This window comes from Streptomyces sp. RB17 (assembly GCF_009604455.1).
Lineage (GTDB): Bacteria > Actinomycetota > Actinomycetes > Streptomycetales > Streptomycetaceae > Streptomyces.
On sequence record NZ_WEGL01000006.1, the window covers coordinates 84,979 to 110,678 of the forward strand.

General features: G+C 74.6%; 13 protein-coding genes and 1 pseudogene. 10 read left to right on the top strand and 4 right to left on the bottom strand.

Features of this window, described 5'->3' with window-relative positions; all coding sequences use genetic code 11:
- Positions 1–2: 2 nt before the first annotated feature.
- Positions 3–831, bottom strand: a pseudogene (locus SRB17_RS25635) (UTP--glucose-1-phosphate uridylyltransferase); the annotation flags it as partial.
- 288 nt (positions 832–1,119) lie between these two features.
- Here SRB17_RS25635 and SRB17_RS25640 point away from each other — a divergent pair.
- The 7 genes from SRB17_RS25640 to SRB17_RS25670 all read left to right on the top strand — a co-directional run bounded on the left by SRB17_RS25640 (position 1,120) and on the right by SRB17_RS25670 (position 19,951).
- Complete coding sequence (locus SRB17_RS25640) at positions 1,120–3,261, top strand: RICIN domain-containing protein (protein WP_323376232.1); 2,142 nt, start codon at positions 1,120–1,122, stop codon at positions 3,259–3,261.
- A 387-nt stretch (positions 3,262–3,648) separates the two neighbouring features.
- Entirely contained in the window at positions 3,649–11,415 is a 7,767-nt protein-coding gene (locus SRB17_RS25645; RefSeq protein ID WP_153542521.1) for a type I polyketide synthase, read from the top strand.
- A gap of 1 nt (position 11,416) precedes the next feature.
- Positions 11,417–16,582: a type I polyketide synthase gene (locus tag SRB17_RS25650; RefSeq protein ID WP_153542522.1), complete on the top strand. Its 5,166-nt coding sequence runs from the start codon at positions 11,417–11,419 to the stop codon at positions 16,580–16,582.
- Positions 16,579–16,899 (top strand): acyl carrier protein, encoded by a 321-nt coding sequence (locus SRB17_RS25655; protein WP_153542523.1) that lies wholly within the window; start codon positions 16,579–16,581, stop codon positions 16,897–16,899. Before SRB17_RS25650 ends, SRB17_RS25655 begins: the two co-directional genes overlap by 4 nt.
- A gap of 9 nt (positions 16,900–16,908) precedes the next feature.
- Positions 16,909–17,703, top strand: coding sequence for an alpha/beta fold hydrolase (locus SRB17_RS25660; protein ID WP_153542958.1), 795 nt, complete (start codon positions 16,909–16,911; stop codon positions 17,701–17,703).
- Complete coding sequence (locus tag SRB17_RS25665; RefSeq protein ID WP_153542524.1) at positions 17,700–18,881, top strand: glycosyltransferase; 1,182 nt, start codon at positions 17,700–17,702, stop codon at positions 18,879–18,881. Before SRB17_RS25660 ends, SRB17_RS25665 begins: the two co-directional genes overlap by 4 nt.
- Entirely contained in the window at positions 18,878–19,951 is a 1,074-nt protein-coding gene (locus SRB17_RS25670; RefSeq protein ID WP_153542525.1) for a class I SAM-dependent methyltransferase, read from the top strand. The genes SRB17_RS25665 and SRB17_RS25670 overlap by 4 nt, the downstream gene beginning before the upstream one ends.
- Before the next feature lie 6 nt (positions 19,952–19,957).
- On the opposite strand, the gene SRB17_RS25675 is transcribed toward SRB17_RS25670, so the two are convergent.
- A complete protein-coding gene (locus tag SRB17_RS25675) occupies positions 19,958–21,019 on the bottom strand; it encodes a lysylphosphatidylglycerol synthase transmembrane domain-containing protein (protein WP_416237087.1) in 1,062 nt (353 codons plus the stop codon).
- A gap of 253 nt (positions 21,020–21,272) precedes the next feature.
- On the opposite strand from SRB17_RS25675, the gene SRB17_RS25680 reads away from it, so the two are divergent.
- Positions 21,273–21,917 (top strand): DedA family protein, encoded by a 645-nt coding sequence (locus SRB17_RS25680; RefSeq protein WP_323376233.1) that lies wholly within the window; start codon positions 21,273–21,275, stop codon positions 21,915–21,917.
- An 84-nt stretch (positions 21,918–22,001) separates the two neighbouring features.
- Here SRB17_RS25680 and SRB17_RS25685 read toward each other — a convergent pair whose 3' ends face one another.
- Positions 22,002–22,529 (bottom strand): gamma carbonic anhydrase family protein, encoded by a 528-nt coding sequence (locus tag SRB17_RS25685; RefSeq protein WP_153542527.1) that lies wholly within the window; start codon positions 22,527–22,529, stop codon positions 22,002–22,004.
- A 109-nt stretch (positions 22,530–22,638) separates the two neighbouring features.
- Here SRB17_RS25685 and SRB17_RS25690 point away from each other — a divergent pair, with 109 nt between their 5' ends.
- Complete coding sequence (locus SRB17_RS25690; protein WP_323376234.1) at positions 22,639–23,403, top strand: acyltransferase; 765 nt, start codon at positions 22,639–22,641, stop codon at positions 23,401–23,403.
- Positions 23,404–24,130: 727 nt separating this feature from the next.
- Here the strand turns inward: SRB17_RS25690 and SRB17_RS25695 are convergent.
- The gene (locus SRB17_RS25695) at positions 24,131–24,988 is read right to left on the bottom strand and encodes a DMT family transporter (RefSeq protein WP_323376235.1); all 858 of its coding nucleotides are present in this window, start codon (positions 24,986–24,988) and stop codon (positions 24,131–24,133) included.
- A gap of 107 nt (positions 24,989–25,095) precedes the next feature.
- Here SRB17_RS25695 and SRB17_RS25700 point away from each other — a divergent pair, with 107 nt between their 5' ends.
- The gene (locus SRB17_RS25700) at positions 25,096–25,668 is read left to right on the top strand and encodes an XRE family transcriptional regulator (protein WP_323376236.1); all 573 of its coding nucleotides are present in this window, start codon (positions 25,096–25,098) and stop codon (positions 25,666–25,668) included.
- Positions 25,669–25,700 lie beyond the last annotated feature (32 nt).

Genomic DNA, 25,700 nt, shown 5'->3' on the forward strand with positions numbered 1-25,700 from the left:
CCGGCGCAGGCGAGCCGGACCACCGCGCGCAGATAGTCGGCCTTGTCGCCGGTGTCGTAGCGCAGACCGTCGAAGACGACCCCGTGCACGGTGCCGTCCGCCGCGAGGTTCTGAAGGGCGTCGGTCAGTTGGATCTCGCCGCCGCGGCCCGGCGGGGTGCGCTCCAGGACGTCGAACACGGCCGGGTCGAGGACATGGCGGCCGATCACCGCGTACCGGCTTCTCCACCAGTCCGGTGACACGTACGACCCCGTCCGCGCCGGCCGGTTCCACCGCCGCGCAGCCGTAGAGGTGGACCTGCGCCGGGTCGACCTCCATCAGCGCCACCACGCTGCCCGCGTAACGCTCGCGGACCTCGAGCATCCGGCTCAGCAGGGTCTCGCGCGGGTCGATCAGATCGTCGCCGAGGAGCACCGCGAAGGGCTGGCCGCCGACGTGGCGGCGGGCGCACAGCACGGCGTGGCCGAGGCCGAGCGGGTCGCCCTGGCGGATGTGGTGGATGTCGGCGAGCCGCGCCGGGCCGCGCACCGCGTCCAGCCGCACGGTGTCGCCCTTGGCCGCCAGCGCCTGCTCCAGTTCGAAGGCGTGGTCGAAGTGGTCCTCGATGGCCCGCTTGTGCCGGCCGGTGACCATCAGGATGTCGTCGAGGCCGGCCTCGGCCGCCTCCTCGACCACGTACTGGATGGCCGGCTTGTCGACGACCGGCAGCATCTCCTTCGGCGTGGCCTTGGTCGCGGGCAGGAAACGGGTGCCGAGTCCGGCGGCCGGTACGACCGCCTTGCGGACCGTACGGGACGAGGCGGGGGTCGCTGGGGAGCGGGGGGCGATCATGCGGCCCATGCTCGGGTACGCGGATGAGAGCGCGCCCGGAGAAACATGGGAACCGGCTGTGGACATGATACCGGCGGTAACTCCTGTGCAATTCACTGACTTTGCCGACCGGGGCAATCGAGCTTCTTGTTTCCTGTGAGTCGCGTGTGCGAAGGTGAGCCTTCCCGCGGGAGGGCAAAGGCAGGCGTCGAACGCCAAGGCCGGCCCATGAGATATGCACCAATCGGCACTGCTTTCCGACAGGACGGCATTTCGTGTGCGGTCCTGCGGCTGGAAGGAAATGGTTCCGTGCAGTCCCCTTACCCCCCACGCCCGCCGTATCCGCCGCTGCCCGGTTCACCCGGGGAGTCCGACCGCAGTCTCGCCGCCCTGCTCGGCGGCCCGCACCACGCCCGCCATCACGCCGTCGCCCTGCTGCTGGCCCGCCACTGGCGGGCCGCCCGCGACTACGCCGTCGTCTGTCTGGCCTCCGCCGGTCCCACGCCCCAACTCGTGGCCACCGCCGCCTTCCACGAGGTCCTCGGCCGGATGGCGGGCGGAGCGGCCGGCGGCGCCCTGCGACCGCATCTGCTCGCCGCCGTCCGTGACACCGTCCGCGCCTGGGCGGCGGACGACGCGGCCTGCGCGACTCTGCCGGAATTGCGCAAACCTGCCGGAGGCCGCGGGCTGCGTGCGACAAAGCCCGGAACACCGGAAAGGCGACAACTCGCCGAACGCGCGTTCAGGGCCCTTCCCGGCGCCTCGCAATGCCTTCTGTGGCACACCGAGGTGGAAGCGGAACCCATAAACATACCCGCCGGTCTGCTGGGCATCGACCCCGCCACCGCGACGGCCGCCCTGGAGCAGGCACGCGAGCAATTCCGGGCGGGTTGCGTACGCGCCCACCGGGAACTCGCCCCCTTCCGTGAATGCCGCTTCTACAACCGGCTCCTGGACGTCCCCCTGCGCCGTGGCGGTGACCTGCTGCCGGACGTACGACAGCATCTGTCGGTCTGTGCGCACTGCCGGCACGCCGCCGAGACCTTCGGGCTCTTCGACGGCGGTCTGGGCCTGCTGCTCGCCGAGACCGTGCTCGGCTGGGGCGCCCGCCGGTATCTCGACTCGCGCCCCGGACGCGGCGCCGCCGAGGAGTTGCCGTGTGCGCCCGTGCCCGAACCGGCGGGAGGCAGACACCGCACCGGGGCCGGCAGCCGGCACCGCAAGGCTGTGGTCATCGGCGTCGGACTGACCTCGCTCGCGCTGCTCGCCACCGTCCTCGTGGTCAGGAGCTGGTCCGACGACAACGGTGTCCCCACGCCCGGCGCCACCTGGGGTGCCCCCGCCGGCCAGACCACGCACCCCGGCGGCGCCGGCGCCCGGGCCGCCACCTCCCCCTCCGCCGCCTCGGCCGGCAAACCCGTCGAGGTGGCCCACGGCGGCCTGCGCGGCCTCACCTCCGGGCGCTGCCTCGACGTGCGCGGGGGCGGCGTGCGGGAGGGCGCGGGCGTCCGGCTCGCGCTGTGCTCCTCCGTCGCCTCGCAGCAGTGGTCGTACCAGGACGACGGCTTGCTGCGCAGCGCCGCCGACCCCTCCCTGTGCCTGGCTGCCGACCTCGGGACGAAGAGCGTCGTGCTGGCCGGATGCGTCGTGCACGCCGGAGAGGTGATGTACGACATCACCGTGCGCGGCGAGATCCTGCCTCGCCGGTACGAGGGCCTCGCGCTCGCTCCGGGGTCCGGCGTTGCGTCGGGCCGGGTCCGGCTGGTGCCGCGTGACGGTTCGCCGGAGCAGCGTTGGGTGGTGGAGCGGCGCTGGGTGGTGGAACCGGGGGGCGTCGGGGGGTCGGGGCGGCCGGACGTGGCGTCGGGCGGGGCGGGGGCGCCGGGGGTTGCCGGTGTTCTGGGGGGTTGTGGTGCGCATGGTGGTGCGGCCAGTGTGCGTGGTGGTGCCAATGCGCCTGCTGCCGGTGCTGATGGGCCTTGCGGTGCCAATGGTTCCGCCGGCGCCGGTGGTTCTGGCGCGCAGGGTGTTTTCGGCAGTCACGGTGCTTGCGGCGAGGACGGGGTGCCCGGTGGGGCGGAGGCGTCAGGGGGCCGGCAGCCGAGATCCTTGCAGGGCGGCGGGCCCTCGACGGGGGATGCCGAGGGCCCGCCGCGCGGGCCCGCCTCGCGCGGGAAGCCGGCGGGCGCGGGCGGCCGGCCGGGGGAGTCGGCGGATCCGGGACGGTCGGGGGATCCGAGGGATCCGGCGGATCGGCGGTGGCCGGGGAATCCGGGGCAGTCGGGCCACACGAACGAGACCCGGATCGCACAGGTCCGCGCCGGACACGACCAGCGGCGTACCGGGGCCGTGCCGCCGGCCCGGGCTGTGCGTGCGGCGCACCGAGCCCTTCCGCCGGGCGCCGGCGCGGTCGGCGCCGTACCCGCGACCGTGGGCACACTGCTGCGCTGACGAGTGCCGCGGGACGTCCCCCGAGCCCGGGCAGCGATCGAGCCACGGCACCGAAGTCATGCGGAATTTACAGACTTCGAGGGGATGTCCCGCCGCATTGCGGCCGGGTGAGCGCCCGGTGACGCAGACGGGTGCTTTGCCGGGGTTGTGGTGGTGTGGTGCGAGGGATCCGGGTGGTCCACCGCCCGCACCGGGGAGGGGAATTGGCGTGTTTTCCGGTTCTTGCGCGGAATTCGACCCACTGGCCGAATCGATGTCCCCGGGCACGAAAAGGAGGCGACGTTATTGACCCGTGAGTAGGCCGAGGCTAGTTTCCGGTGCCCTCGCACCAGAGCGTTCCGCCGCACACCCCCCACCGTGCTGTCTCGCCGATCGTGCCGGAGCATCATGACCTCGCCTGTGCGCCCCCATGACCTCGTCCTGTGCCTCACCCCCTTCGGAGAACCCGATGCCGGCCTCACCGCCGCGGCCTGCGCCGCCGGCGCGCTGGGCATCCTCGACCTCGGCACCGGAGACCGGAGATCCCGCGAGGCGCTGTCCCGGCTGAGACGGTCCGCGCCGGGCCCCTTCGGGGTGCGGGTGACCGGACGCTGCGCGCTGACCCCGGCCGAGGTCGGCGACGGCCCCGACGCCGTGGTCCTGACGGCCGACGCAACCTGGAAGCGGGCCGAACTCCCCTCCGGATGCCGAGTGTTGGCGGAGGTCACCGACCTCGGGCAGGCGCACGCGGCCTTGCGCGCAGGTGCCTGGGGGCTCATCGCCCGCGGTGCGGAGAGCGGCGGCCGGGTCGGCGAACTGAGCACCTTCGTGCTGCTGCAACAGCTCCTGTCCGACGAGGAGTCGAGCCGCGTCCCGGTCTGGGCCTGCGGGGGCATCGGCCCGCGTACGGCGGCGGCCGCCGTGGCCGGCGGTGCCGCCGGGGTGGTCCTCGACAGCCAGCTGGCCCTGCTCGCCGAGTCGGGGCTGCCCGAAACCGTCCGGTCGGTGCTGCGCTCCCTGGACGGCTCGGAGACCGTGGTGCTGGGCGGCCACCGGGTACTGCGGCGCCGGGGACCGGACTCCGTCCCACGTCCGCCGGCCGACGACCCCCGGGCGGTCGCATCCCTCCTGGGCGCCGGCGACCAGCGCGGCCGGCTGCTGCCGGTGGGTCAGGATGGCTTCCTCGCCGCCCGGTTCGCGGAACGGTCCGGGGACGTACGGCGGTCGGTGCGCGAGGTGGCGACGGCGATCGACGGAGTGGCCCACGGCGATGGGGCCACGGCGCTGCGACCCGGATCGGCCATGGGCCGGGCGCTCGGCACCCGGCTCCCCGTCGCTCAGGGGCCCATGACCCGGGTCAGCGACCAGGCCGGCTTCGCCGCGGCCGTCGCCGCGGACGGAGCGCTGCCGTTCCTGGCGCTGGCCCTCGCCGACGCCGAGCGGACCAGGTCGATTCTCACCGAGGCAAGGGCCGTGCTGGACGGACGGCCCTGGGGCGTGGGCGTGCTCGGCTTCGCACCCGAGGAGATCAGGAACGCCCAGCTGGACGCCGTACGGGAACTGCGGCCCACGCACGCGATCATCGCCGGCGGACGGCCCGCCCAGGCGGAGACGCTGGAGCGGGCCGGGATCCACACCTTCCTGCACGTGCCCTCGCCGGGACTGCTGCGGCAGTTCCTGGACGCGGGTGCCCGCCGGTTCGTGTTCGAGGGGTCCGAGTGCGGCGGTCACGTGGGGCCCCGGGCCTCCTTCCCGCTCTGGGAGGCCCAACTCGCCGTACTGCAGGACTTCCTGGACGACACCGGCACAGACCCCTACGCCGCCGACGGCGGCGCGGCCGCCCGGCGGCTGGAGGTGTTCTTCGCGGGCGGCGTCCACGACGAGCGGTCGGCGGCGATGGTCGCGGCCCTGGCCGCACCCCTCACCACCCGGGGCGCCGCCGTCGGCGTGCTCATGGGCACCGCCTACCTGTTCACCGAGGAGGCCGTCGCGCACGGCGCCGTCCGGCCCCTCTTCCAGCGGCAGGTGCTCACCGCCACCACGACCACCCTCCTGGAGACCGCACCCGGCCACGCCACCCGCTGCGTGCCCAGCCCCTTCACCGCCGACTACCGCGGACGCGAGGCCGCCTTACGAGCGCAGGGGCTGACCGACCGCGAGGTCTGGGAGGGGCTGGAACGGCTCAACGTGGGCCGGCTGCGCATCGCCAGCAAGGGCGTCGAGCGCGGAGCCGACGGTGCGCTGGCGGCCGTGGACGAGGAACGGCAGCTCGCGGACGGGATGTTCATGGCCGGCGAGGTCGCCGTGCTGCGCTCGGCGACCACCACCCTGGCCGACCTGCACCGCTCGGTCACCGACGGCGCCGCCGATCTCCTGACGCGGCGGGCCGCCCACCCGAGTGCGGCCCACCCGAGCGCGGCTTCCGTCGTCGAGCCGGAGCCGCCCGCACCGCTGGACATAGCCATCGTCGGCATGGCCTGCATGTTCCCCGGGGCCCCCGATCTCGCCGCCTTCTGGTCCGCCATCGTCACCGGCCGCGACGCCGTCACCGAAGTGCCGCCCGAGCGCTGGGACCCGGCCGTGCACCACGCGGCCGGCAGCACGGCGTCCAAGTGGGGCGGATTCCTGCCGCGCATCCCCTTCGACCCGCTGCGCTACGGCATCCCGCCCGCCTCCCTCGGCAGCATCGAACCTGTCCAGCTGCTGTCCCTGGAGGCGGCCCGCCGGGCGCTGGAGGACGCCGGATACGGCGAACGGGGGCGGGAGTTCGACCGCGCGCGGACCTCGGTCGTCTTCGGCGCCGAGGCGGGCAGCGACCTGTCGAACGCCGTCACCCTGCGCGCCGTCCTCCCGTCGTATCACGGCAAGGTGCCCGACGGCATCGAGGAGCAACTGCCCCGGCTCACCGAAGACTCCTTCCCCGGCATGCTCGCCAACGTCATCTCCGGCCGGATCGCCAACCGGCTCGACCTCGGCGGCGCCAACTTCACCGTCGACGCGGCCTGCGCGTCCTCCCTCGCCGCGCTCGACGTGGGCTGCAAGGAACTCGTCTCCGGCACCAGCGACCTCGTGCTGTGCGGCGGTGCCGACCTGCACAACGGCATCAACGACTTCGTCCTGTTCTCCTCCGTCCACGCGCTCTCCCCGACCGGCAGCTCCCGCGCCTTCGACGCCTCCGCCGACGGCATCGCCCTGGGCGAGGGCGTGGCCTGCCTGGTGCTCAAGCGGCTCGCCGACGCCGAGCGCGACGGCGACCGGATCTACGGCGTGGTCAAGGGTCTCGGCTCCGCCAGCGACGGCCGCTCCCTGGGCCTGACCGCACCCCGCCCCGAGGGCCAGCGGGCGGCGCTGGAGCGGGCGTACCGCAACGCCGGTGTCTCGCCCGCGGACGTCGGCCTGGTCGAGGCGCACGGCACCGGCACGGTCGTCGGCGACCGCACCGAACTCACCGTCCTCGCCGAGGTGTTCAGTGAGGCGGGAGCGGGGACGGGCGGCTGTGCGCTCGGCTCGGTCAAGTCGCAGATCGGACACACCAAGTGCGCCGCCGGCCTCGCGGGCCTGATCAAGACGGCCCTCGCGCTGTACACCGGGGTCACCCCACCCACTTTGCACCTGGAGCGCCCCAACCCGGCCTGGGCGGAGGACGACAGCCCGTTCGTCTTCCACACCCGCGCCCGGCCCTGGCCGGCACCGGCCGCAGAACGCCTCGGCGGAGTCAGCGCGTTCGGCTTCGGCGGCACCAACTTCCATGCCGTGCTGGCCGCCCACGCCGACGCCGTACCGCCCCGGCGCTCACTGGACGCCTGGCCGGCCGAGCTGTTCCTCTTCCGGGGCCGGGACAGGGCGGCGGCCCACCGACACGCCGTGGAGATCCTCCGGGCCGCCGAGACCGACGGCCACCCCTGGCGCCTCCGCGACCTCGCCCTCGCCGCGGCCCACCGCGCCGACACCTCACACGAACCGGTACGGGCCGCACTCGTGGCCCGTGACACCGAGGAACTCATCGGGCACCTGCGACGGCTGCTCGCGGGGGAGCACGATCCGGGTGCCGGGATCCATGTCGCGGACCAGGTGACGGAGTTGGAGGGGCTGGGACTGGGGCTGGGGGAGGGGAACGGTGCCGGGGGTCCGGTGCGGGGAGAGGCTGCGGATCCGGTGCGCGCAGAGGCCGCGGATCCGGTGCAGGACGGTGTGACGGACCGGGTGAGGGGTGGCGGGACGGGCCGGGTGGAAGGCGGGGGCGCGGGGCCGGCGCGCGGCAAGGTCGCCTTTCTCTTTCCCGGTCAGGGCAGTCAGCGTCCAGGGATGCTTGCCGAGCTCATGATCCACCTTCCCGAGCTGCGGTACTACCTGGACCTCGGACGCGCGTACGCCGACATCCTCCACCCGCCCGCCGCCTTCGACGACGCCGCGCGGGAGCGTCGGCGGGCCGCGCTCACCGACACCCGGGCTGCGCAGCCGGCCCTCGGCGTCACGGGCCTCGCCGCGCACGCCTTCCTCACCTCGGCCGGGGTCCACCCCGACCAGGCCGCCGGGCACAGCTACGGCGAGCTGGTCGCCCTCGCCGCGGCCGGTGCCCTCGACCCCGAGACACTGCTGGAGCTGAGCGCCGAGCGGGCCGGCGCGATCCTGGCGGCGGCGGGCGACGACCCCGGCACCATGGCCGCAGTCGGCGCCTCCGCCGAGACCGTCGTACGCACCCTGCGCACGAGCGGCGCACCCGCCTCCGTCGTCGTCGCCAACCTCAACTCACCCGATCAGACGGTGATTTCCGGACCGACGGCGGATGTCGAGACGGCCGTACGGCTGCTGCGCGAGGCCGGGCTCGGCGCGCGGCGCATCCCCGTGGCCTGCGCCTTCCACGGCCCGCTCGTGGCCGCGGCGGGGGAAGGGTTCGGCAAGACCCTCGTGGACACGACGGTGCGGGCCCCCGAGTTCCCCGTCTGGGCCAACCGCACCGCCGCGCCCTATCCTCTGGACCCTGACGAGGTGCGCGCCGAACTCGCCGCCCAGATCGGTGCCCCCGTCGCGTTCGCCGCCCAGATCGAGGCCATGTACGAGGCGGGCGCGCGCGTCTTCGTCGAGGCGGGTCCCGGCACGGTCCTCACCCGGCTCGTCGCACGGATCCTCGGCGACCGCCCGCATCACGCGGTGGCCTGCGAACCGGACGCCGACAGCGGTCTGCGGGGCTGGCTGGACGCCCTCGCCCGGCTCGCCGTCGCCGGACAGCCGGTGCGCACCGCCTGGCTGCTGCGGGGCCGCGACGCCGTCGACGCGCTGCGCGGCCCGGCGCCGAAGCGGCCCGGCTGGACGGTCGACGGACACCTCGTCCGCACCGCCGACGGGGCATTCCTGCCCGGTGCCCTCGCACCGGCCCGACGAGTCGTGGAGACGACCGTGACCACCGACCAGCCGTACGGCGCCCCGGCCGACCGGGACGCGCTCGTCTCCGAGTTCCTGCGCACCAGCCGGGAGATGATCGCCGCGCAGCGTGATGTCCTGCTGACCTACTTCGGCGCGGCGCCCGGAGCCGCCGTACCGCCGGCGCCCGTCCCGACCGCACCGCTTCGTGTCGAACTCACGTCGGCTGACTCGGAATTGACAATGCCGGAGGGCGAAGCGCCGGGTGACGACGTCGAGCGGGTCGTCCTGAAGATCATCAGCGAACGCACCGGTTACCCCGTCGACATGATCGAGCCCGACCTCGACCTGGAGGCGGACCTCAGCATCGACTCGATCAAGCGGGCCGAGATAGCGGGCGAACTCGCCAAGCGGCTGGGCATCGCGGGCGGCGCCGACGTGCTCGACGACGCCGAACTGGAGGAACTCGCCAAGGCGCGCACCGCTGCAGCGGTGACGGGGTGGCTGACGGCGCGGGTGGGGGCCCAGCCCGGCGACGGAGGAGAGCGACACGAGGAGTCCCGCACCGGCGGCCAGGCGGAGTACGCGGAGGAGCGAACCGAGGAAGCCTTCACCGGCATGGCGGCCGGGCTGACCCCGGAAGCGGCTGGGTTGACTCGGGAAGCGGCCGAGCGGATCGGGGAAGTGGGTCGGCGGACCCAGGAACCGGCTGGGCCGGCGCCGGACGCGGGCGGACCGACTCAGGTGTCGGCCGGGCAGACGCGGGAAGTGGCTGGGCTGGTTCCGGAAGTGGGCGCGCGGACTCAGGAAGTGGGCGTGCGGATCTGGGAAGTCGGTGCGCGGACTCGCGAACCGGCCGAAGCGACTCACGCCCCCGCTCCCACCTCCGCGCCCGTCCCCACCTCCGCTCCCCTCCTCGGCGTACCGCCCCGGCGCTTCGAGCTGCGTCCCGTACCCCTCCCGGACCCGGGCCCGTCAGCCCCCGACGATCGCGACCGCGCCCTGTCCGGCCGGCGTTTCGCCCTCCTCGGGGACGGTGCGGGCGCGGCGGCGGAGGTCGCGGCGCGGCTCGCTGAGCACGGCGCCGAAGCCGTGCTGCTCGACGCGAGCCACCTGCTCACCGCGGCGGATGGTCCGGTCGACGGCGTCGTGTACCTCGGCGCTCTGCCCGGCCCGGACCTCCCGGTGCTGCCCGACGCCTTCCCGGTGCTCCGCGCGGCGCTCGCGTGCGGCCCCCGCCGGCTGCTCGCCCTCCGGACCGCCGACCGCGCGGACGCTCTTGGGACCGCCGACCGTGGGGGCGCAGCTGGGACTGCCGCCCGTGGAAGCGGGCTTCGAGCCGGCGACCATGCGGACGCTCTTCGGGCCCCTGACCACGCGGACGCTCCACGGGCTGCCGGCCGTGGGGATGCTCCTGGGCCCGCCGACCGTGGAAGCGGGCATCGGGCCGCTGACCGCGCGGACGCTGTCCGGGCTGCTGACCGTGGCGGCGTTCCTGGGGTCTCCGACCGTGGAAGCGGGCTTCCGGTCGGCGACCATGCGGACGCTCTTCGGGCCGCCGACCGCGCGGACGTTCTCCAGCCCGCCGACCGCACGGACGCTCTTCGGACCGCCGACCCCGGGGGCACTCCTCCGCCCGCCGACCGTGGCGGCGTCCAAGGGGCCGGCGATCCTGCCGGCGGTCTCCGGGCGGCCGGGCTGGACGGTCTGTTCCGCAGTGTCGGGCATGAGTACCCGGAGTTGCTCGCACGGGTCGTCGCCGTCGCGGACACCGCTCCGGTGGCCGTCGCCGATGCCGTGCTCGCCGAGCTGCGGGCGCCCGAGCCGGCCCCCGTCGTCCTGCGTACGGCCGCCGGCGTCAGGCATGGCCTCGCGCTGGTGCCCGCGCCCCTCGGCCCGCTCGCCGCCACCGGCGCAGGACCCGCCGGGGACGGCGCCGCCGAAGCGGCCGCGCTCGGTCTCGACCGCGATTCCGTGGTCCTGCTCGTCGGTGGCGCCCGGGGCATCACCGCGAGGTTCGCGGCGACACTGGCCGGTGCCTGCCGGTGCCGTGTCGAACTGCTGGGCCGTACCCCCGCGCCCACCGCACCCGAGGCCCCGCACACCGCCGCCGCACGTACCCCCGTCGAGCTGCGGGCGGCACTCGCGGCCGGTCCCGGCGCGGCAGCCGGCCCCGCCGAGATCAACCGGACCGCCGAACTCATCCTCGCCCAGCGGGAGATCGCGTCGACCCTCGCGGAGCTCGGCGCGCTCGGAAGCGAGGCGCGCTACCGCTCGGTGGACTTCCGGGACCGGGACGCCGTCCGGCGGGCGGTCAAGGAGATCCACGCCGAACACGGCCGACTCGACGGGGTCGTCTTCGCCGCCGGGGTGGTCGAGGACCGACTGATCGCCGACAAGACCCCCGAGTCGTTCCAGCGGGTCTACGGCACGAAGACGGCCGGAGCCGCAGCGCTGTTCGCCGCCCTGGACGACCTGCCGGGCGCCCCCGCGTTCACCGTGTTGTTCGGCAGCATCGCCGCCGTCACCGGCAACCGCGGCCAGGCCGACTACGCCGCCGCCAACGACGCCCTGGAAGCCCTCGGCGCCGACTGGGCCGCCCGCACCGGCGCTCGCGCGCTGACCGTCCACTGGGGGCCCTGGGCGCCGTCCGCGACGCACGGCGGCATGGTGGGCGCGGAACTCGGCCGCGCTTACGCCAGGCGCGGGATCGAGCTGATCGACCCCGACGAGGGCACCGCGGCCCTGCTGCGGGAACTCGCCTGGGGCGAACCGTCCGTCCGTGCCGTCGTCTACACCGCGTCGGGCTGGTGACATGACGGAACGTCGAACTCCCGTGGCGACAGCCATCGTCGGGATGGCGGTGCTGCTGCCCGGCGCCCCCGGCCTCGACGCCTACTGGCGCAATCTGCGCGACGGAGCCGACGCGATCGGCGACGTCCCGGCGGACCGCTGGGACGCCGACTACTACCGGGCCGGCGCGGCCAACGGACCCGCCGCCCCCGACCGGATCTACTGCCGGCGCGGCGGATTCGTGGACGGGCTCGCCGAGGTGGACGTCACCCGTTACGGCATCATGCCCGCCTCGGTGCCCGGCACCGAGCCGGACCAGCTGATCGCCCTCGACGTGGCCGCCGCCGCGCTCGCGGACGCCGGCGGCGAGGAACGGCTCCCGGCTCGGGACCGGATAGGCGTGGCCCTCGGCCGCGGCGGTTACCTCACCCCTGGCCTGGTCCGCCTCGACCAGCGCGTACGCACCGCCGGACAACTGACCCGCACCCTCGGCGAGTTGTTGCCCGACCTGTCCGCAGACCAACTCGACCGCATCCGCACGACGTTCACCGAACGGCTCGGCCCCGACAGTCCGGAGTCCGCGATCGGCCTGGTCCCCAACCTGGCCGCCTCCCGCATCGCCAACCGGCTCGACCTGCGCGGACCCGCCTACACCGTGGACGCGGCCTGCGCCTCCTCCCTGGTCGCCGTCGACCAGGCGGTCACCGAACTCACCACCGGCCGCTGCGACCTGATGCTGGCCGGGGGAGTGCACCACTGCCACGACATCACGCTCTGGAGCGTCTTCGCCCAACTGCGCGCCCTGTCCCCGAGCCAGCGCATCCGCCCCTTCCACCGCGACGCCGACGGCCTCCTCATCGGCGAGGGCACGGGCGTCGTCGTACTGAAGCGGCTGGACGACGCCGCACGCGACGGCGACCGCGTGTACGCGGTGATCCGCGGCACGGGCGTGGCGAGCGACGGCCGTACGGCGGGCCCGGCCGCACCGGACCCGGGCGGGCAGGCCAGAGCCGTGCGCCAGGCCTGGCGGGCCGCCGGGCTCGACCCCGCCGCACCGGACTCCCTCGGCCTGCTGGAGGCGCACGGCACCGCCACCCCCGCCGGTGACACAGCCGAACTCGCCACCCTCGCCGAGGTGTTCGGGCCCGCCGCAGGGCAGGGCTTCCGCCCCGTCCTCGGCTCGGTGAAGTCCATGATCGGCCACACCATGCCGGCCGCCGGGGTCGCCGGACTGGTCAAGGCCGCCCTCGCCGTCCACCACCGCACCCTCCTGCCCACCCTGCACTGCGACGACCCCCACCCCGCCCTCGCCGCCACCCGCTTCCGCACACTGGAGCAGGCTCGCCCCTGGGAGACGGACGCCCGGCAGCCGGTCCGCCGGGCCGCCGTCAACGCGTTCGGCTTCGGCGGGATCAACGCCCATGTGGTCCTGGAGGAGGCGCCGGGCCTCGGTTCCGCGCCGGGGGAGGCCGGGAGCGCGTCGTCCGCCCCGGCGGGGGCCGCGCCTGCCCGCTCCCGGCGTGCGGAGGCAGCGCGAGGTGGTTCGGGGAGTGCGGGGGCCACGCGTGGCGGTCCGGGGAGTAAGGGGTCGGGGAGTGCGGGTTCGGGTTCGGGGGCGCAGGGCGGCGTGCCGGGACGGCTGGTGCCGGACGTGGCGTGCGGTGCGCGTTCGGCGTCCGCTTCCGCGCAGGTCACCGAGCCCGAGCGGATCCTGCTGCTCGCCGCCGGGGATGTGCCGCGCCTCGCGGCCGTACTCCGCGCCGAGGACTCCGGCGTCCTCGCCGCCGGTCTCGATCCGGGCCGGCCCCGCCCCGATGCGGGCCCGGTCCGGCTCGGCATCGTGGATCCGACCCCGAGGCGGCTCGCCCTGGCACGCCGCGCCGTCGCCAAGGGACGTGGCTGGCACGGCCGGAGCGATGTGTGGTTCCGGCCGGGCCCGCTGCTCGGCCCGGCCGGCGGCGGCAGGCTGGCGTTCGTCTTCCCCGGCCTGGAAGGCGACTTCACGCCCCGCACCGACGACATCGCCGCCCACTTCGGCCTCACCGCGCTGCCCGGCACGGACGTCCGGGTCGGTGACGTCGGCCGGCACGGTTTCGGGGTCGTCGGCGTGGGCCGCCTGCTGGACCAGGCCCTGCGCCGCATGGGTGTCGTGCCCGACGCGGTTGCCGGGCACAGCGTCGGCGAGTGGACGGCCATGGCGGCGGGCGGTCTGTACGATCCGGACCAAGTGGACGCGTTCATGGCCGAGTTCGACCCGGACACCGTCACCGTCCCCGGGCTCGTCTTCGCCGCCCTCGGCACCTCCGCCGCGCACGTCCGCGCCCTGCTCGCCGAGTCCTGGGCGGACGCCGGGATCGTGCTCTCGCACGACAACGCGCCCCGCCAGTCCATGGTCTGCGGACCCGGCCCGGCGGTCGCGGAGTTCGTACGGTCCCTGCGCGCGCAGGGCGTGATCTGCCAGGTGCTGCCCTTCCGCTCCGGCTTCCACACGCCGATGCTGGAGCCGTACCTCGCGCCCATCAAGGCGGCCGCCGACCGCTTCCGGCTCCACCCGCCGACCGCTCCGGTGTGGTCCGGGACGACCGCCGCGCCCTTCCCGCACAGCGAGCGGTCGGTGCGCGAGCTCTTCGTACGGCATCTGCTGGAACCCGTCCGCTTCCGCGAGCTGACCGAGGCCCTGTACGCCGCCGGGCACCGCGTCTTCGTCCAGGCGGGCCCCGGCAGGCTCACCTCCCTGATCGGCGACACCCTCGGCGACCGCGACCACCTGACCGTGGCCGCCAACACGCCGGAGCGCGGCGGGATTCCCCAACTGCGCCGCGTGGGCACGGCGTTGTGGGTCGCGGGAGCGACCGTGACACCGGCACTGCCGGCCTGCGCCACTGCGTCCGGGCCCGCCGCGCCGCCACCCACCTCGCCGCCACCCACCTCGGTGATCGCGCCCGCCGCGCCGACGCGCACCGCAACGACCCCGGATCCTGTGCCACCCCCTACCGCAACCGCGGCGCAGGCATACCGGCGCCGCCCGCCCGTCCGGCTCGACCTCGGCAGTGCCCTCGTCTCGCTGGACGGACCGGTACTCGACGCACTCCGCGCCGAACTGCGCCCCGGACCGTCCGTGGCACGCCCCGCGCCCATGAACCACCCGGACGGCGCCCCCGCACCCACCCTCGACCAACTCGACGACCTCGCCCCGCACCTCCCGGCAGCCGCCGAACTCACCGCCCTGCTGCGCGAGACCGCCGACACAGCGGCGGAGTTGATCGCGGCAAGCGTCCGGCGTGACCGCACAAGCGCCGCAGGCACAGCCGCAGCCGCAGCCACGGCCCCCGCGCCTGCCGCCCCGTGCCCTCAGTCCGCCACGGCTGTCCCAGCGCCGCGGCCTGCCGGGACCTTCGCGCGCACCGCCCCCCTCCCAGGGCCTGCCCCGGCGCCCGTTCCCGCCACCCCGTCCCCCCGGCCCGCCATCACCTCTGAGCCCGCCACCCCGTCCCCCCGGCCCACTCGGCCTCCCGCACCCGCCGCCCCGACCCCTCATCCCTCCTCGCCCCCCGGACCGACCACGTCGCCCCCCACCCCCACCACACCCCCGACCCCGACCCAGCCCCCGACGACCACCACTCTCCACATCTCCCCCCACGCCATGCCCCACCTCCTCGACCACTGCTTCTTCCCGCAGCGCCCCAACTGGCCAAATCTTGAGGACCGTTGGCCGGTCGTCCCGGCCACCACGATCGTCCGGCACATGATGGACGCGGCGGAGGCGGCGGCCCCCGGCCTGCGGGCGGTCGCCGTGCACGACGCCCGATTCGACCGCTGGCTCACCGCCACACCCCCCGTCGACGTGCCGGTCACCGTCACGCCGACCGCCGGCCACCCGGACCGCGTCACCGTCGCCTTCGGTCCCACGGCCCGTGCCACGGTCGACCTCGCCCCGCGCCACCCCGCACCGCCGCCGCCCAGCCCCCTCCCGGACGCCTCCGAGCGCCGCCCCGAGCACACCGCCGCCCAGCTCTACCGGGACCGCTGGATGTTCCACGGTCCCGGCTTCCAGGGCCTGACCGACCTCACCGCGATCGGCGAACGGCACATCCGGGGAGTGATCACCGCGCCCGCCGCCCCCGGCGCGCTGCTGGACAACGTGGGCCAGCTTCTCGGGTACTGGATCATGACGACCCGTACCGAGCGGACCGTCGTCTTCCCCGTGCGGATGCGGCACCTGCGGTTCCACGGACCGTACCCGGCCCCCGGCGCCGAGGTCGGCTGCGTGCTGCGCATCACCGCCCTCACGGACACCGTCCTGGAGGCCGACGCGGAACTCACCGTCGGCGGCCGGGTGTGGGCGGTGATCGGCGGCTGGCAGGACCGCCGCTTCGACAACGACCCCACCACCCGCCCCGTCGAACGCTTCCCGGAGCGCAACACCCTCTCCCAGGCCATGCCCGGAGGCTGGACGCTGGTCCACGAGCGCTGGCCCGACCTCGCCTCCCGCGAGCTGATCATGCGCAACTCGCTCGGCGGCGCCGAACGGGCCGAGTACGCCGACCGCCCGCCGCGCGGCCGCCGGCAGTGGCTGCTCGGCCGGATCGCCGTCAAGGACGCCGTACGGCAGTGGCTCTGGCAGCACGGCGAAGGCCCCGTCTACCCTGCGGAACTTCGGGTGCACAACGACGACTTGGGGCGGCCGTACGTCTCCGGTGTGCATGGCCGTACCCTGCCCCCGCTGGACGTCTCGCTCGCCCATCGCGCCGAGGCGGCCGTGGCGATCGTCCGGCCGCACACCTCGCGGCCCGGCCCCGGCATCGACATCGAAGAGGTCACCGAGCGGGACCCGGCGACCCTCGCCACCGCGCTCGGCCCGGCCGAACTGCGCCTGCTGCGCGCCCATGCGGCGAACGGCGGGGAGGCCGTGTGGTTCACCCGGTTCTGGGCCGCCAAGGAGGCGGTCGCCAAGGCCGAGGGCGCCGGATTCGGCGGTCGCCCACGGGACTTCGCGGTACTGGAGACCGCGCCGGACGGCGGCCGGCTGCTGGTCTCAGGCCGCCTGGAACGCCTCTACACCGTGCACTGCGCCCTGGTGGCCAACCCGCCCGCCCTGCCGCAGCGCACCTACGTCGGGGCCTGGACGACCGGGCATGGAGCCGACCCCGGACACCCCGACGAAACAACCGAGGAGCACCCCCGATGAACGCCATCCAGCCGGCCCCGGCGCAGCCAACCGCCGACACCGTGCTCGCCGATCTCACCGGCATGCTCCGCACGGTGCTCGCGGAGTACGGCGACGACGACGTGGCCATCGGTATGTCCACCACCTTCAACCGCGACCTGGAGCTGGAGAGCATCGACCTGGTCACCCTGGCCGGGCTGCTGGAGGAGCGCTACGGGCGGCGGGTCAACCTCGCCGAGTTCCTGGCCGGCATGGAGTTCGACGAGATCATCGAGCTGACCGTGGGCCGGCTCGTGGAGTACGTGGTGTGGAGCCTGAAGACCGCGCAGGCGGGCTGACCCGTGGCCATGGCCGACGCCGGCGGGGTCCGGCTGCACGTCCAGCGCATGCGACCGGCGGACGGCCGTGTCCGGCACGCCACTGTCGTCCTGGTGCACGGGCTGCTCACCGACAGCCTGGCCAGCTACTACTTCACCGTCGCGCCCCGCTTCGCCGCGGCCGGACTCGACGTCGTCATGTACGACCTGCGCGGCCACGGCCGCAGCGAGCGCCCGCCGCACGGCTACACCCTCGACCACAACATCGACGACCTGGAGGCCCTCCTCGACCGGCTCGCCGTCACCGGGCCCGTCCATCTCGTCGGCAACTCCTACGGCGGAACGATCGCCTTCGGCTTCGCCGCCCGGCACCCGGAGCGCACGGCCAGTCTGACGCTGATCGAGTCCGAGCCCGCGACCCCCGCCTGGGCGGCGAAACTCGGCCAGATCCTCGACCGGGTCATGACCGAACTCGCGCACAACGAGCCCGGCGCCCTCGCCTGGATCACCGCCCACCGCGGCCACAACACCGCCCGGCTGGCCAAGGGCGCGGCCCGGCTCGCCCGCGAGACCACCCTCGCCCGGGACATCCCCGCCAGCCGGGTGCTGACCGAGGCCGCGATCAGGACCGTACGCCGCCCCGTCCTCGGCGTGTACGGCGGCGAGTCGGACCTCGCGGACCTGGTGCCGTGGTTGCGGACGCTGCTGACGGACTACCGGGCGGTCGTGCTGCCCGGGCACGAGCACTCGGTGCTGGTGGAGGCGTCGGCGGCCGTCGGCGGGCACGTCCTGGACCTGATCCGCGCCGGGGCGGGGGTGCGATGAGCGCCTTCCTCTTCGTCGTGCCGCCACTGACCGGGCACATCAACCCGGCCGTCGGTGTCGCCGCCCGGCTGGCCGCGCACGGGCACCGCGTGGCCTGGGTGTGCGCGGACCCGGCGCTGGTGCGGCGCCTCGCGGGCCCGGACGCCGAGGTGTTCGGCTGCGCCGGTCCGGTGCCGGGCGCCGAGGGCGCCGTACGGCCGCCGGACCTGCGCGGTGCGGAGGCGCTGAAGTTCCTGTGGGAGTGGTATCTGCTCCCGCTCGCGGACGCCATGGCACCGGGGATCCGGGCGGCGGCCGAGGCGTTCCGCCCGGACGTGGTGGTGGCCGACCAGCAGGCCTTCGCCGGCGCCCTGGTGGCCGAACGCCTCGGACTGCCGTGGGCCACCTCGGCCACCACCTCGGCGGAGTTCACCGGCGCCTACGACGGCCTGCCGAAGGTCGCCACCTGGCTGCGGCACCGCCTGACCGACCTGCGCGCCCGCATCGGGGACCCGTCCGGCACCGCCGACCCACGCTCCTCGCCGCACCTGCTGCTGATCTTCAGCACACCCGAACTCATCGGCCCTCAGGCGCCGTTGGCACCGCACATCCACTACGTCGGCCCCTCCCTCGCCGACCGCCCGGCGGGCCCCGGTTTCCCCTGGGAACTGCTGGACCGGGCCCGGGCGAAGGTCCTGGTGACCCTGGGCACGGCGAACGCCGACGCGGGCGGCCGGTTCCTCGTCGAGTGCCGCACCGCACTGCGCGAACGCGCCGACCGGGTGCAGGCGGTGGTCGCCGACCCGGGCGGCGCCCTCACGGTGCCGCCCGGCGACAAGGACGTCCTGATCCTTCCGTCCGTGCCCCAACTCGCGCTGCTGGAGCGGATGGACGCCGTCGCCTGCCACGCCGGACACAACACCGTGTGCGAGGCCCTCTGGCATGGCGTTCCGCTCGTCGTCGCGCCCATTCGGGACGATCAGCCCGTGGTGGCCGCACAGGTCGTGGACGCCGGCGCCGGCGTCCGGGTCCGCTTCGGCCGGGTCCGCGCGGACGGGCTGGGCGCGGCCCTCGACACCGTCCTCACCGATCCCGCCCACCGGGCCGCCGCCGCCCGGATCCGTACCGCGTTCCGCGCGGCGGGCGGCGCCCGGGCCGCGGCGGCCCACCTCGAACGACTCGCAGCGGAGTGCCGATGACCGAGAACGATCACCACGACAGGACGGCCCGCATCGCCGCCCTGCGCCCCGCCTACCAGAGGGATCTGGCGGCCGGCACGCAGCGGTTCTTCGCCGCCCGCCGCCCCGACTGCCCCTGGTGCGGCTCGGACCGGCTCGCCACCCGCCTGCGCACCACCGACCTCCTCCAGCACAAGCCCGGCCGCTTCACCCTCGACCGCTGCGCCGACTGCGGCCATCTCTTCCAGAACCCCCGACTCACCGAAGAGGGCCTGGAGTTCTATTACCGGGACTTCTACGACGGCCTCGGCGAACAGCGCATGAGCGGCACCTTCGGCGGCCGTGGTGCCATGTACCGGGCCCGCGCCGAGGCGATGCTCCCGTACGACCCCGCTCCGAAGACCTGGCTGGACGTCGGCACCGGCCACGGCCACTTCTGCGCGAGCGCCCGCGCCGTCCTGCCGGGCACCGTCTTCGACGGGCTCGACTTCACCGACGGCGTCGAACTCGCCGCCCGCGAGGGCCGTGTGGACCAGGCCCACCGCGGCGCCTTCCCCGATCTCGCCCCCGAACTGGCCGCGCATTACGACGTGGTGAGCATGTTCCACTACCTGGAGCACAGCACCGACCCGGACCGCGAACTCCGTGCCGCCCACGACGTCGTACGCCCCGGCGGCCATCTCCTCATCGAGGTGCCGGACCCGGAGAGCCGTTACGCCCGGCTGCTCGGCCGCTGGTGGCTGCCCTGGCTCCAGCCCCAGCACCTGCACTTCGTGCCGGTCGCGGGCCTGAGGCGACGGCTGACCGAGCTGGGCTTCACGGTGGTCGCCGAGCAGCACGCCGAAGCGCACGATCCGGTCGACCTGCTCGCCGCGGTCTGGCTGGCCCTCGACCACGCCGCCCCGCGCGAGGACGCCCCCTGGCTGTCCGAGCCGCCCGGTGCCGCGCGCCGCATCGCCCGCACCGCACTCCTCCTCGCGGGGGTGCCCGCGCTCCTCACGGCGACGCTCCTGGACCGGTTCGCGATGCGCCCCCTGTCGAACCGCCTGGGCCTGTCCAACGCCTACCGCCTGGTGGCGCGCCGCGAGTGACCCGGCTCACAGGACCTTCGCGCGGATCAGCGCGGACAGCGTCAGGGTGCCCGGCAACAGCGGCACCCAGTCGGTCAGCACCCGGTAGCCGATGACCGTCGCGGTGGCCGCCGCCGGCGCGGTGCCGAAGGTGACCAGCGTCCACACCAGCGCCGCGTCGACCGCGAACCCGCCCGGCGCCGGAACCGCCCCGACGGCCGTGCCCGCCGCGAGATAGGCGAGCACCACGTGCTCCCAGGACAGCCCCAGCCCGAGCGAGGCCCCGACACAGGCCAGCGTGCTCCCCTGCACCAGCGGCATCGCGACCGCCCCGCCCCACAGCGCGGCCACCCGGCAGGGCCGCGTGTGCACCTCCCGCGCATCGGCGAGGGCCGAGCGCAGCAGCCCGGCCACCGGCCGCCTGAGCGGCCGTACGACCGTCAGCAGCACCCCCGCGACCGCGACGGCCCCGCCCACGACGGCGGCGACCGGGACCGCCAGCCGCCCGTCCGGGACCAGGTCCCCGAGGCGCCGCCAGGCCGGCGACGCCGCGAGGAACACCAGCAGCACAAGGGTCTTCGCGCCGGACTTGGCCAGCGAGTACAGCCCGATCGACGCGGTCGCCCGGGCCGGCGGCACTCCTTGGCCCCGCAGAAAGCGCAGGGTGACGGCGTGGGCGCCGAGCCCGCCCGGCAGCGCGTGGTTGGCGGCACCGGCGGCGAACTGCGAGGCCAGCAGCAGCCCCGGGGGCACCCGGTCGGGCAGGGCGCCCTGCCGGACACACGCGGCCGCCACACAGTTCAGACAGGTGAAGCCGGCCCCGGCCAGCAGCCACCCCGGATCGGCCGCGACCAGCCGCCGTACGCCCTCGTACATCACCGGCCGGTTGGCGGCGGCCCAGCCGACGGCGAGCAGCAGGGGGGCCAGGCACAGGGCCAGCCGTATGTGCCGGGCCGCGAGGGGGGACGCGGGCCGGGGAGCGGCCTCGGCGGCGGGGTCCGGCAGGGCAGCGGAGTCGACGGGGAGCGGGTCCGCCGTGCGGGGACACGGCGGGGAGGAGAGCGAGGGGGACGGAGACGGTGAGGACACGGGGACGTCGTCCTTCCGCAGCGGGTCCCGCGGCGGGGACCTGGGGGAGGCGGGGTCGGGCGATACCGCGGGGAGCCTTCCCCTCCCGCGTGACACGGGGATGTCCGAAAACCGAAGGCGCGAGGGCGGGACGGTGCCGCCGGGCGGGCGCGCGCAAGCCGCCGTTCACCGCCGACCAGGTAGCCTTCCCGTGGGGCGCGCTTTACATGCGGCAGCCCGGAAGGCAAGGACAGCGACAGGGGAGGATCCCGCGGTGCACGTCCAGGAATGGCTCGACACGGTGCCCGCGGCCGCCGTCTACGCCGTGGTGGCCCTGGTGATCGGACTGGAGAGCCTGGGCATCCCGCTTCCCGGAGAGATCATCCTGGTCTCGGCGGCGCTGATGTCCTCGCAGCACTCGGGCATCAACCCGGTCGTCCTCGGCGCGTGCGCGACCGCGGGCGCCGTGATCGGCGACTCCATCGGCTACGCGATCGGCCGCAAGGGCGGCCGCCCGCTGCTGGCCTGGCTGGGCGACAAGTTCCCGAGACACTTCAGCGAGGGCCATGTGGCCACCGCCGAGCGGTCCTTCGAGAAGTGGGGAATGTGGGCCGTCTTCTTCGGCCGCTTCATCGCCCTCCTGCGCATCTTCGCCGGCCCGCTCGCGGGCGTCCTGCACATGCCGTACTGGAAGTTCCTCATCGCCAACGTCCTCGGCGGCATCTGCTGGGCCGGCGGCACCACGGCCGCCGTCTACTACATCGGCGTGGTCGCCGAGGGCTGGCTGAAGAAGTTCTCCTACGTGGGCCTGGCGGCGGCGGTGCTGCTCGGCCTCGCCACCATGCTGATCATCAAGCGCAAGGCGAAGAAGGCCCAGACGGCGGAACGAGAAGCCGAGCCTGTCAGCGCCGGCGAATGAGGCGCCCCGACCGGGGCGAGGGGCTGCAACGACATGCGGCTCCGCCGCGTGGGCGCGACAAGCCACCCGCAGCCGCGAACGCGCCTACTGATGCACCCCGCGATGCGCCTTCGCCAACTCGGCATACATCGTGCCGTTGAGGGTGACCCCCTGCCGCTCCTCCTCGGTGAGCTCCCGCCTCACCTTTGCCGGCACCCCGGCCACCAACGACCCCGGCGGCACCACCATCCCCTGCGGCACCAAAGCCTGAGCGGCCACGAGCGACCCGGCGCCGATCACGGCCCCGTTCAGCACGGTCGCCCCCATCCCGATCAGACAGTCGTCCTCGACCGTCGCCCCGTGCACCACCGCGTTGTGCCCGATGGACACCCGCTCCCCGATACTGACCGGAAACCCGGGATCCGCATGCAAAGTGACGTTGTCCTGCACATTCGCCTGCGCCCCCACGGTGATCCTCTCGACATCCCCGCGCACCACAGCCCCGTACCAGACACTGGCCCCGGAGCGGAGCGAGACGTCCCCGATCACGGAAGCCGTGGGCGCCACGAACGCCTCGGGATCGACCTGGGGGTCCCTGCCGCCGATGCCCACGATCAGCGCCTGCTGTGTCATCACCGTCTCCTCGTATCCGTACGTACCCCGCACGGTACGACAAAGGGTGGGGCAAAGATCACAGCAGCCCACCCTCTCGCCGAAGGCAACCGCTGAGTAACGTAAGCCCGTGCCGAAGCCCAAGAACACGTTCTCGTCCTGGCGCCGCCGCCTCGCCCAACGCGCGGTGCACGCGGCCTGGGCCTGGGCCCAGCGCACGGGTTCCGTCACCGCCGACCACCCCGGCCGCCTGCACTTCGGCGCGATCGGCGAAGCCACGCGGCTCGCCTTCCCGCTCGGCACGGTCTTCGGGGAGCCCTGGATCCACCTCGGCTCCCACTGCATCATCGGCGAACAGGTCACGCTGACCGCGGGCCTGATGCCGGACCTGGACCTCGGCCCGGACCCGATCCTGCGCATCGGCGACGGCGTGGTCCTCGGCCGCGGCAGCCACGTCATCGCGGACACCGCGGTCACCATCGGCAGCGACTGCTACTTCGGCCCGTACGTCTACGTCACCTCCACCAACCACTCCTACGACGACCCGCACCAGCCCATCGGCAGGCAGTGGCCGCGCATGGAGCCCGTGGAGATCGGCCCGGGCTGCTGGATCGGCACCGGCGCGGTGATCCTGCCCGGCGCGCGGATCGGCCGGAACGTGGTCGTCGCGGCCGGCGCGGTCGTACGGGGCACGGTGCCGGACCATGCCGTGGTGGCGGGCGCACCCGCCCGCGTCGTACGGCGCTGGACGTCCGAGGGGGGCTGGCAGCCCCCGCTCAGGACACCCGCCCCGGTGCCCATCCCGGAGGGGGCGACCCCGGAGCAGCTGCGGGCCCTGGCGGGCCTGGACGAGGACGGGGCGGCCCGACTCGCGCAACTCGAGACGGAGGGCTGACTCGGCCGGGCCTGGGAGGCCGGATCCGGCTCGGCCGTTACGGGAGGCCGGGGGCGATTCGCCTGGGGCTGCAGGTCGAGGGTTGACCCGCCGGTGCTGGAAACCGAAGGCCGACCCGGCCGCGACTGGCGGCTGAGGGCGCCTCGGCCGGGTCTGCAGACCGGGGGTGGCTCGGTCGGAGCGGGGAGGCTGGGGCGGTTCGGTCGGGACTGCAGGTCGGGGGTTGGCCCGGCCGGGACTGGAAACGGAAGGCCGTCCGGGTCGCAAGTGGCGATTGAGGGGGGCTCGGCCGCAATGGGGAGGCTGGGGCGGTTCGGCCGGGACTGCAGGTCGAGGGTCGGTTCGGTCGGGACTGCAGATCGGGGGTTGGCCCGGCCGGTACTGGAAGCGGATGGCCGATCCGGTCGTAAGCGGTGATTGGGGTCGGCTCGGTCGGAACGGGGAGGCCGGGGGCGGTTCGGTCGGGACTGCACGTCGAGGGTCGGCTTGGCTGGGGCTGCAGGTCGGGGGTTGGCCCGGCCGGGACTGGAAACGGACGGCCGTCCGGGTCGCAAGTGGCGATTGAGGGCGGCTCGGCCGCAATGGGGGGGCGGGGGCGGGGTCGAGGGTCGGCTCGGGCGGGAATGGAAACCGAAGCCCCACCCGGCCGGGGCTGGAAGCCGAAGGCCGACCCGGTCGCAACCGGCGACTGGGGGCGGCTCGGCCAGGACTGGAGGCCGGGGGCGGCTCAGCCGGTCGCCAGCAAGACCGTGCCGAGCAGTGCCAGCCCCGCGCCCGCCGCCTGGATCGCCCGCAGCCGTTCGCTGAGGAAGCCGCGCGCGGCCAGCGCGGTCACCACCGGATACAGCGAGGCGAGCACGGCCGCCACGGTGACCGGGCCGTGCTGGGCGGCGATCGCGTACGTGCCGTTGGCGGCCACGTCGGCGAGTCCGACGAAGGCCAGCGCGGGCAGTGAGGCCCAGGGGAAGCCACCCTCCGGCACCGCCCGGCCGCCCCGCCGGACGGAGACGGCGAGCGCGGCCCCGCCGACCGCGACGTTCGTCAGCCGCTGGACGAACAGGGCGAGGAACAGGCCGGTGACCGTGGTCGAGGCCTCCGTGATCAGGGCGAAGACCGTGCCGAATCCCAGCGCCGCGACCAGCGTGAGCAGGATCGTCTGCCGCTGTACGGGCGCGCCGCGCAGCTGGGGACCGCCGGCGAGGACGACGCCGGTGACGGCGACCGCGATGCCCGCGACCTGGAGCAGCCCGGGCCGCTCGCCCAGGACCAGCCCCACGCCGACCGGCACGGCCACGCTCAGGGTCGCGAGCGGCGACACGACCCCCATGGGGCCGAGCGCCAGGGCCTTGTAGAAGGAGAGCAGCGCCACCGGTCCCACCAGCCCGGCGGCGAAGGCGAACCACAGGCGGGGCCCGGCCTCGCTCCAGCCGCCGGTCGCGACGACGATCGCGCCGAGGACCGCCGCCGCGATGGCCTGCGAGACGACCACGACCGTCAGCGCGGGGGTACGCCGGGTCAGCAGTCCGCCGCCGAAGTCGGCCAGCCCCCACAGGAGGCTGGTGGTCAGGGCGAAGAATGCTGTCACGGCCGGCCTCGCAGTACAGTTCGATGAACGATCGGGTACACCCCACCGTAGTTCAGTCAAGTGAACTCTGTCATCCCGTATATTGAACCCTCATCGATGGACGTGATGTGTCGGACCTCGACCTGCTGACCCAGTCCCTGGCGCGCAACGTCAAGCGCTGGCGCACCGAGCGCGGCTTCACCCTGGACGCGCTCGCCGCCCGCGCGGGCGTCAGCCGCGGCATGCTCATCCAGATCGAGCAGGCCCGGACGAACCCCAGCATCGGCACCGTCGTCAAGATCGGCGACGCGCTCGGCATCAGCATCACCACCCTGCTCGACTACGAACAGGGCCCCACCGTCCGCATCGTCCCCGCCGACCAGGCCGTACGGCTGTGGCACACGGACGCCGGCAGCTACAACCGCCTCCTCGCCGGCACGGAGGCGCCGGGACCGCTGGAGATGTGGGACTGGCGGCTGATGCCCGGCGAGCAGAGCCCCTCCGAACCGCACCCGGTGGGCACGGTGGAACTCGTCCATGTCACCGCCGGCGAACTGACCCTCACCGTGGACGGCGTGAAGCACCTGGTGCCGACCGGCGCGAGCGCCACGTTCGAGGCCAGTACCGCGCACACCTACGGCAACGAGGGTGACGTACCGATGGAGATGGTCATGGCCGTCTCGGTGCCGCCCGTGCGCTGAACCGTGCCTCGGCGGGCTGTTAACGTGCGGAC

What these genes read in the sequence shown, in the direction of transcription:
- SRB17_RS25645 (WP_153542521.1), top strand. Translation starts at nt 3,649, where the DNA reads ATGACCTCGCCTGTGCGCCCCCATGACCTCGTCCTGTGCCTCACCCCC.
- SRB17_RS25650 (WP_153542522.1), top strand. Translation starts at nt 11,417, where the DNA reads ATGACGGAACGTCGAACTCCCGTGGCGACAGCCATCGTCGGGATGGCG.
- SRB17_RS25655 (WP_153542523.1), top strand. Translation starts at nt 16,579, where the DNA reads ATGAACGCCATCCAGCCGGCCCCGGCGCAGCCAACCGCCGACACCGTG.
- SRB17_RS25660 (WP_153542958.1), top strand. Translation starts at nt 16,909, where the DNA reads ATGGCCGACGCCGGCGGGGTCCGGCTGCACGTCCAGCGCATGCGACCG.
- SRB17_RS25665 (WP_153542524.1), top strand. Translation starts at nt 17,700, where the DNA reads ATGAGCGCCTTCCTCTTCGTCGTGCCGCCACTGACCGGGCACATCAAC.
- SRB17_RS25670 (WP_153542525.1), top strand. Translation starts at nt 18,878, where the DNA reads ATGACCGAGAACGATCACCACGACAGGACGGCCCGCATCGCCGCCCTG.
- SRB17_RS25685 (WP_153542527.1), bottom strand. Translation starts at nt 22,529, where the DNA reads ATGACACAGCAGGCGCTGATCGTGGGCATCGGCGGCAGGGACCCCCAG.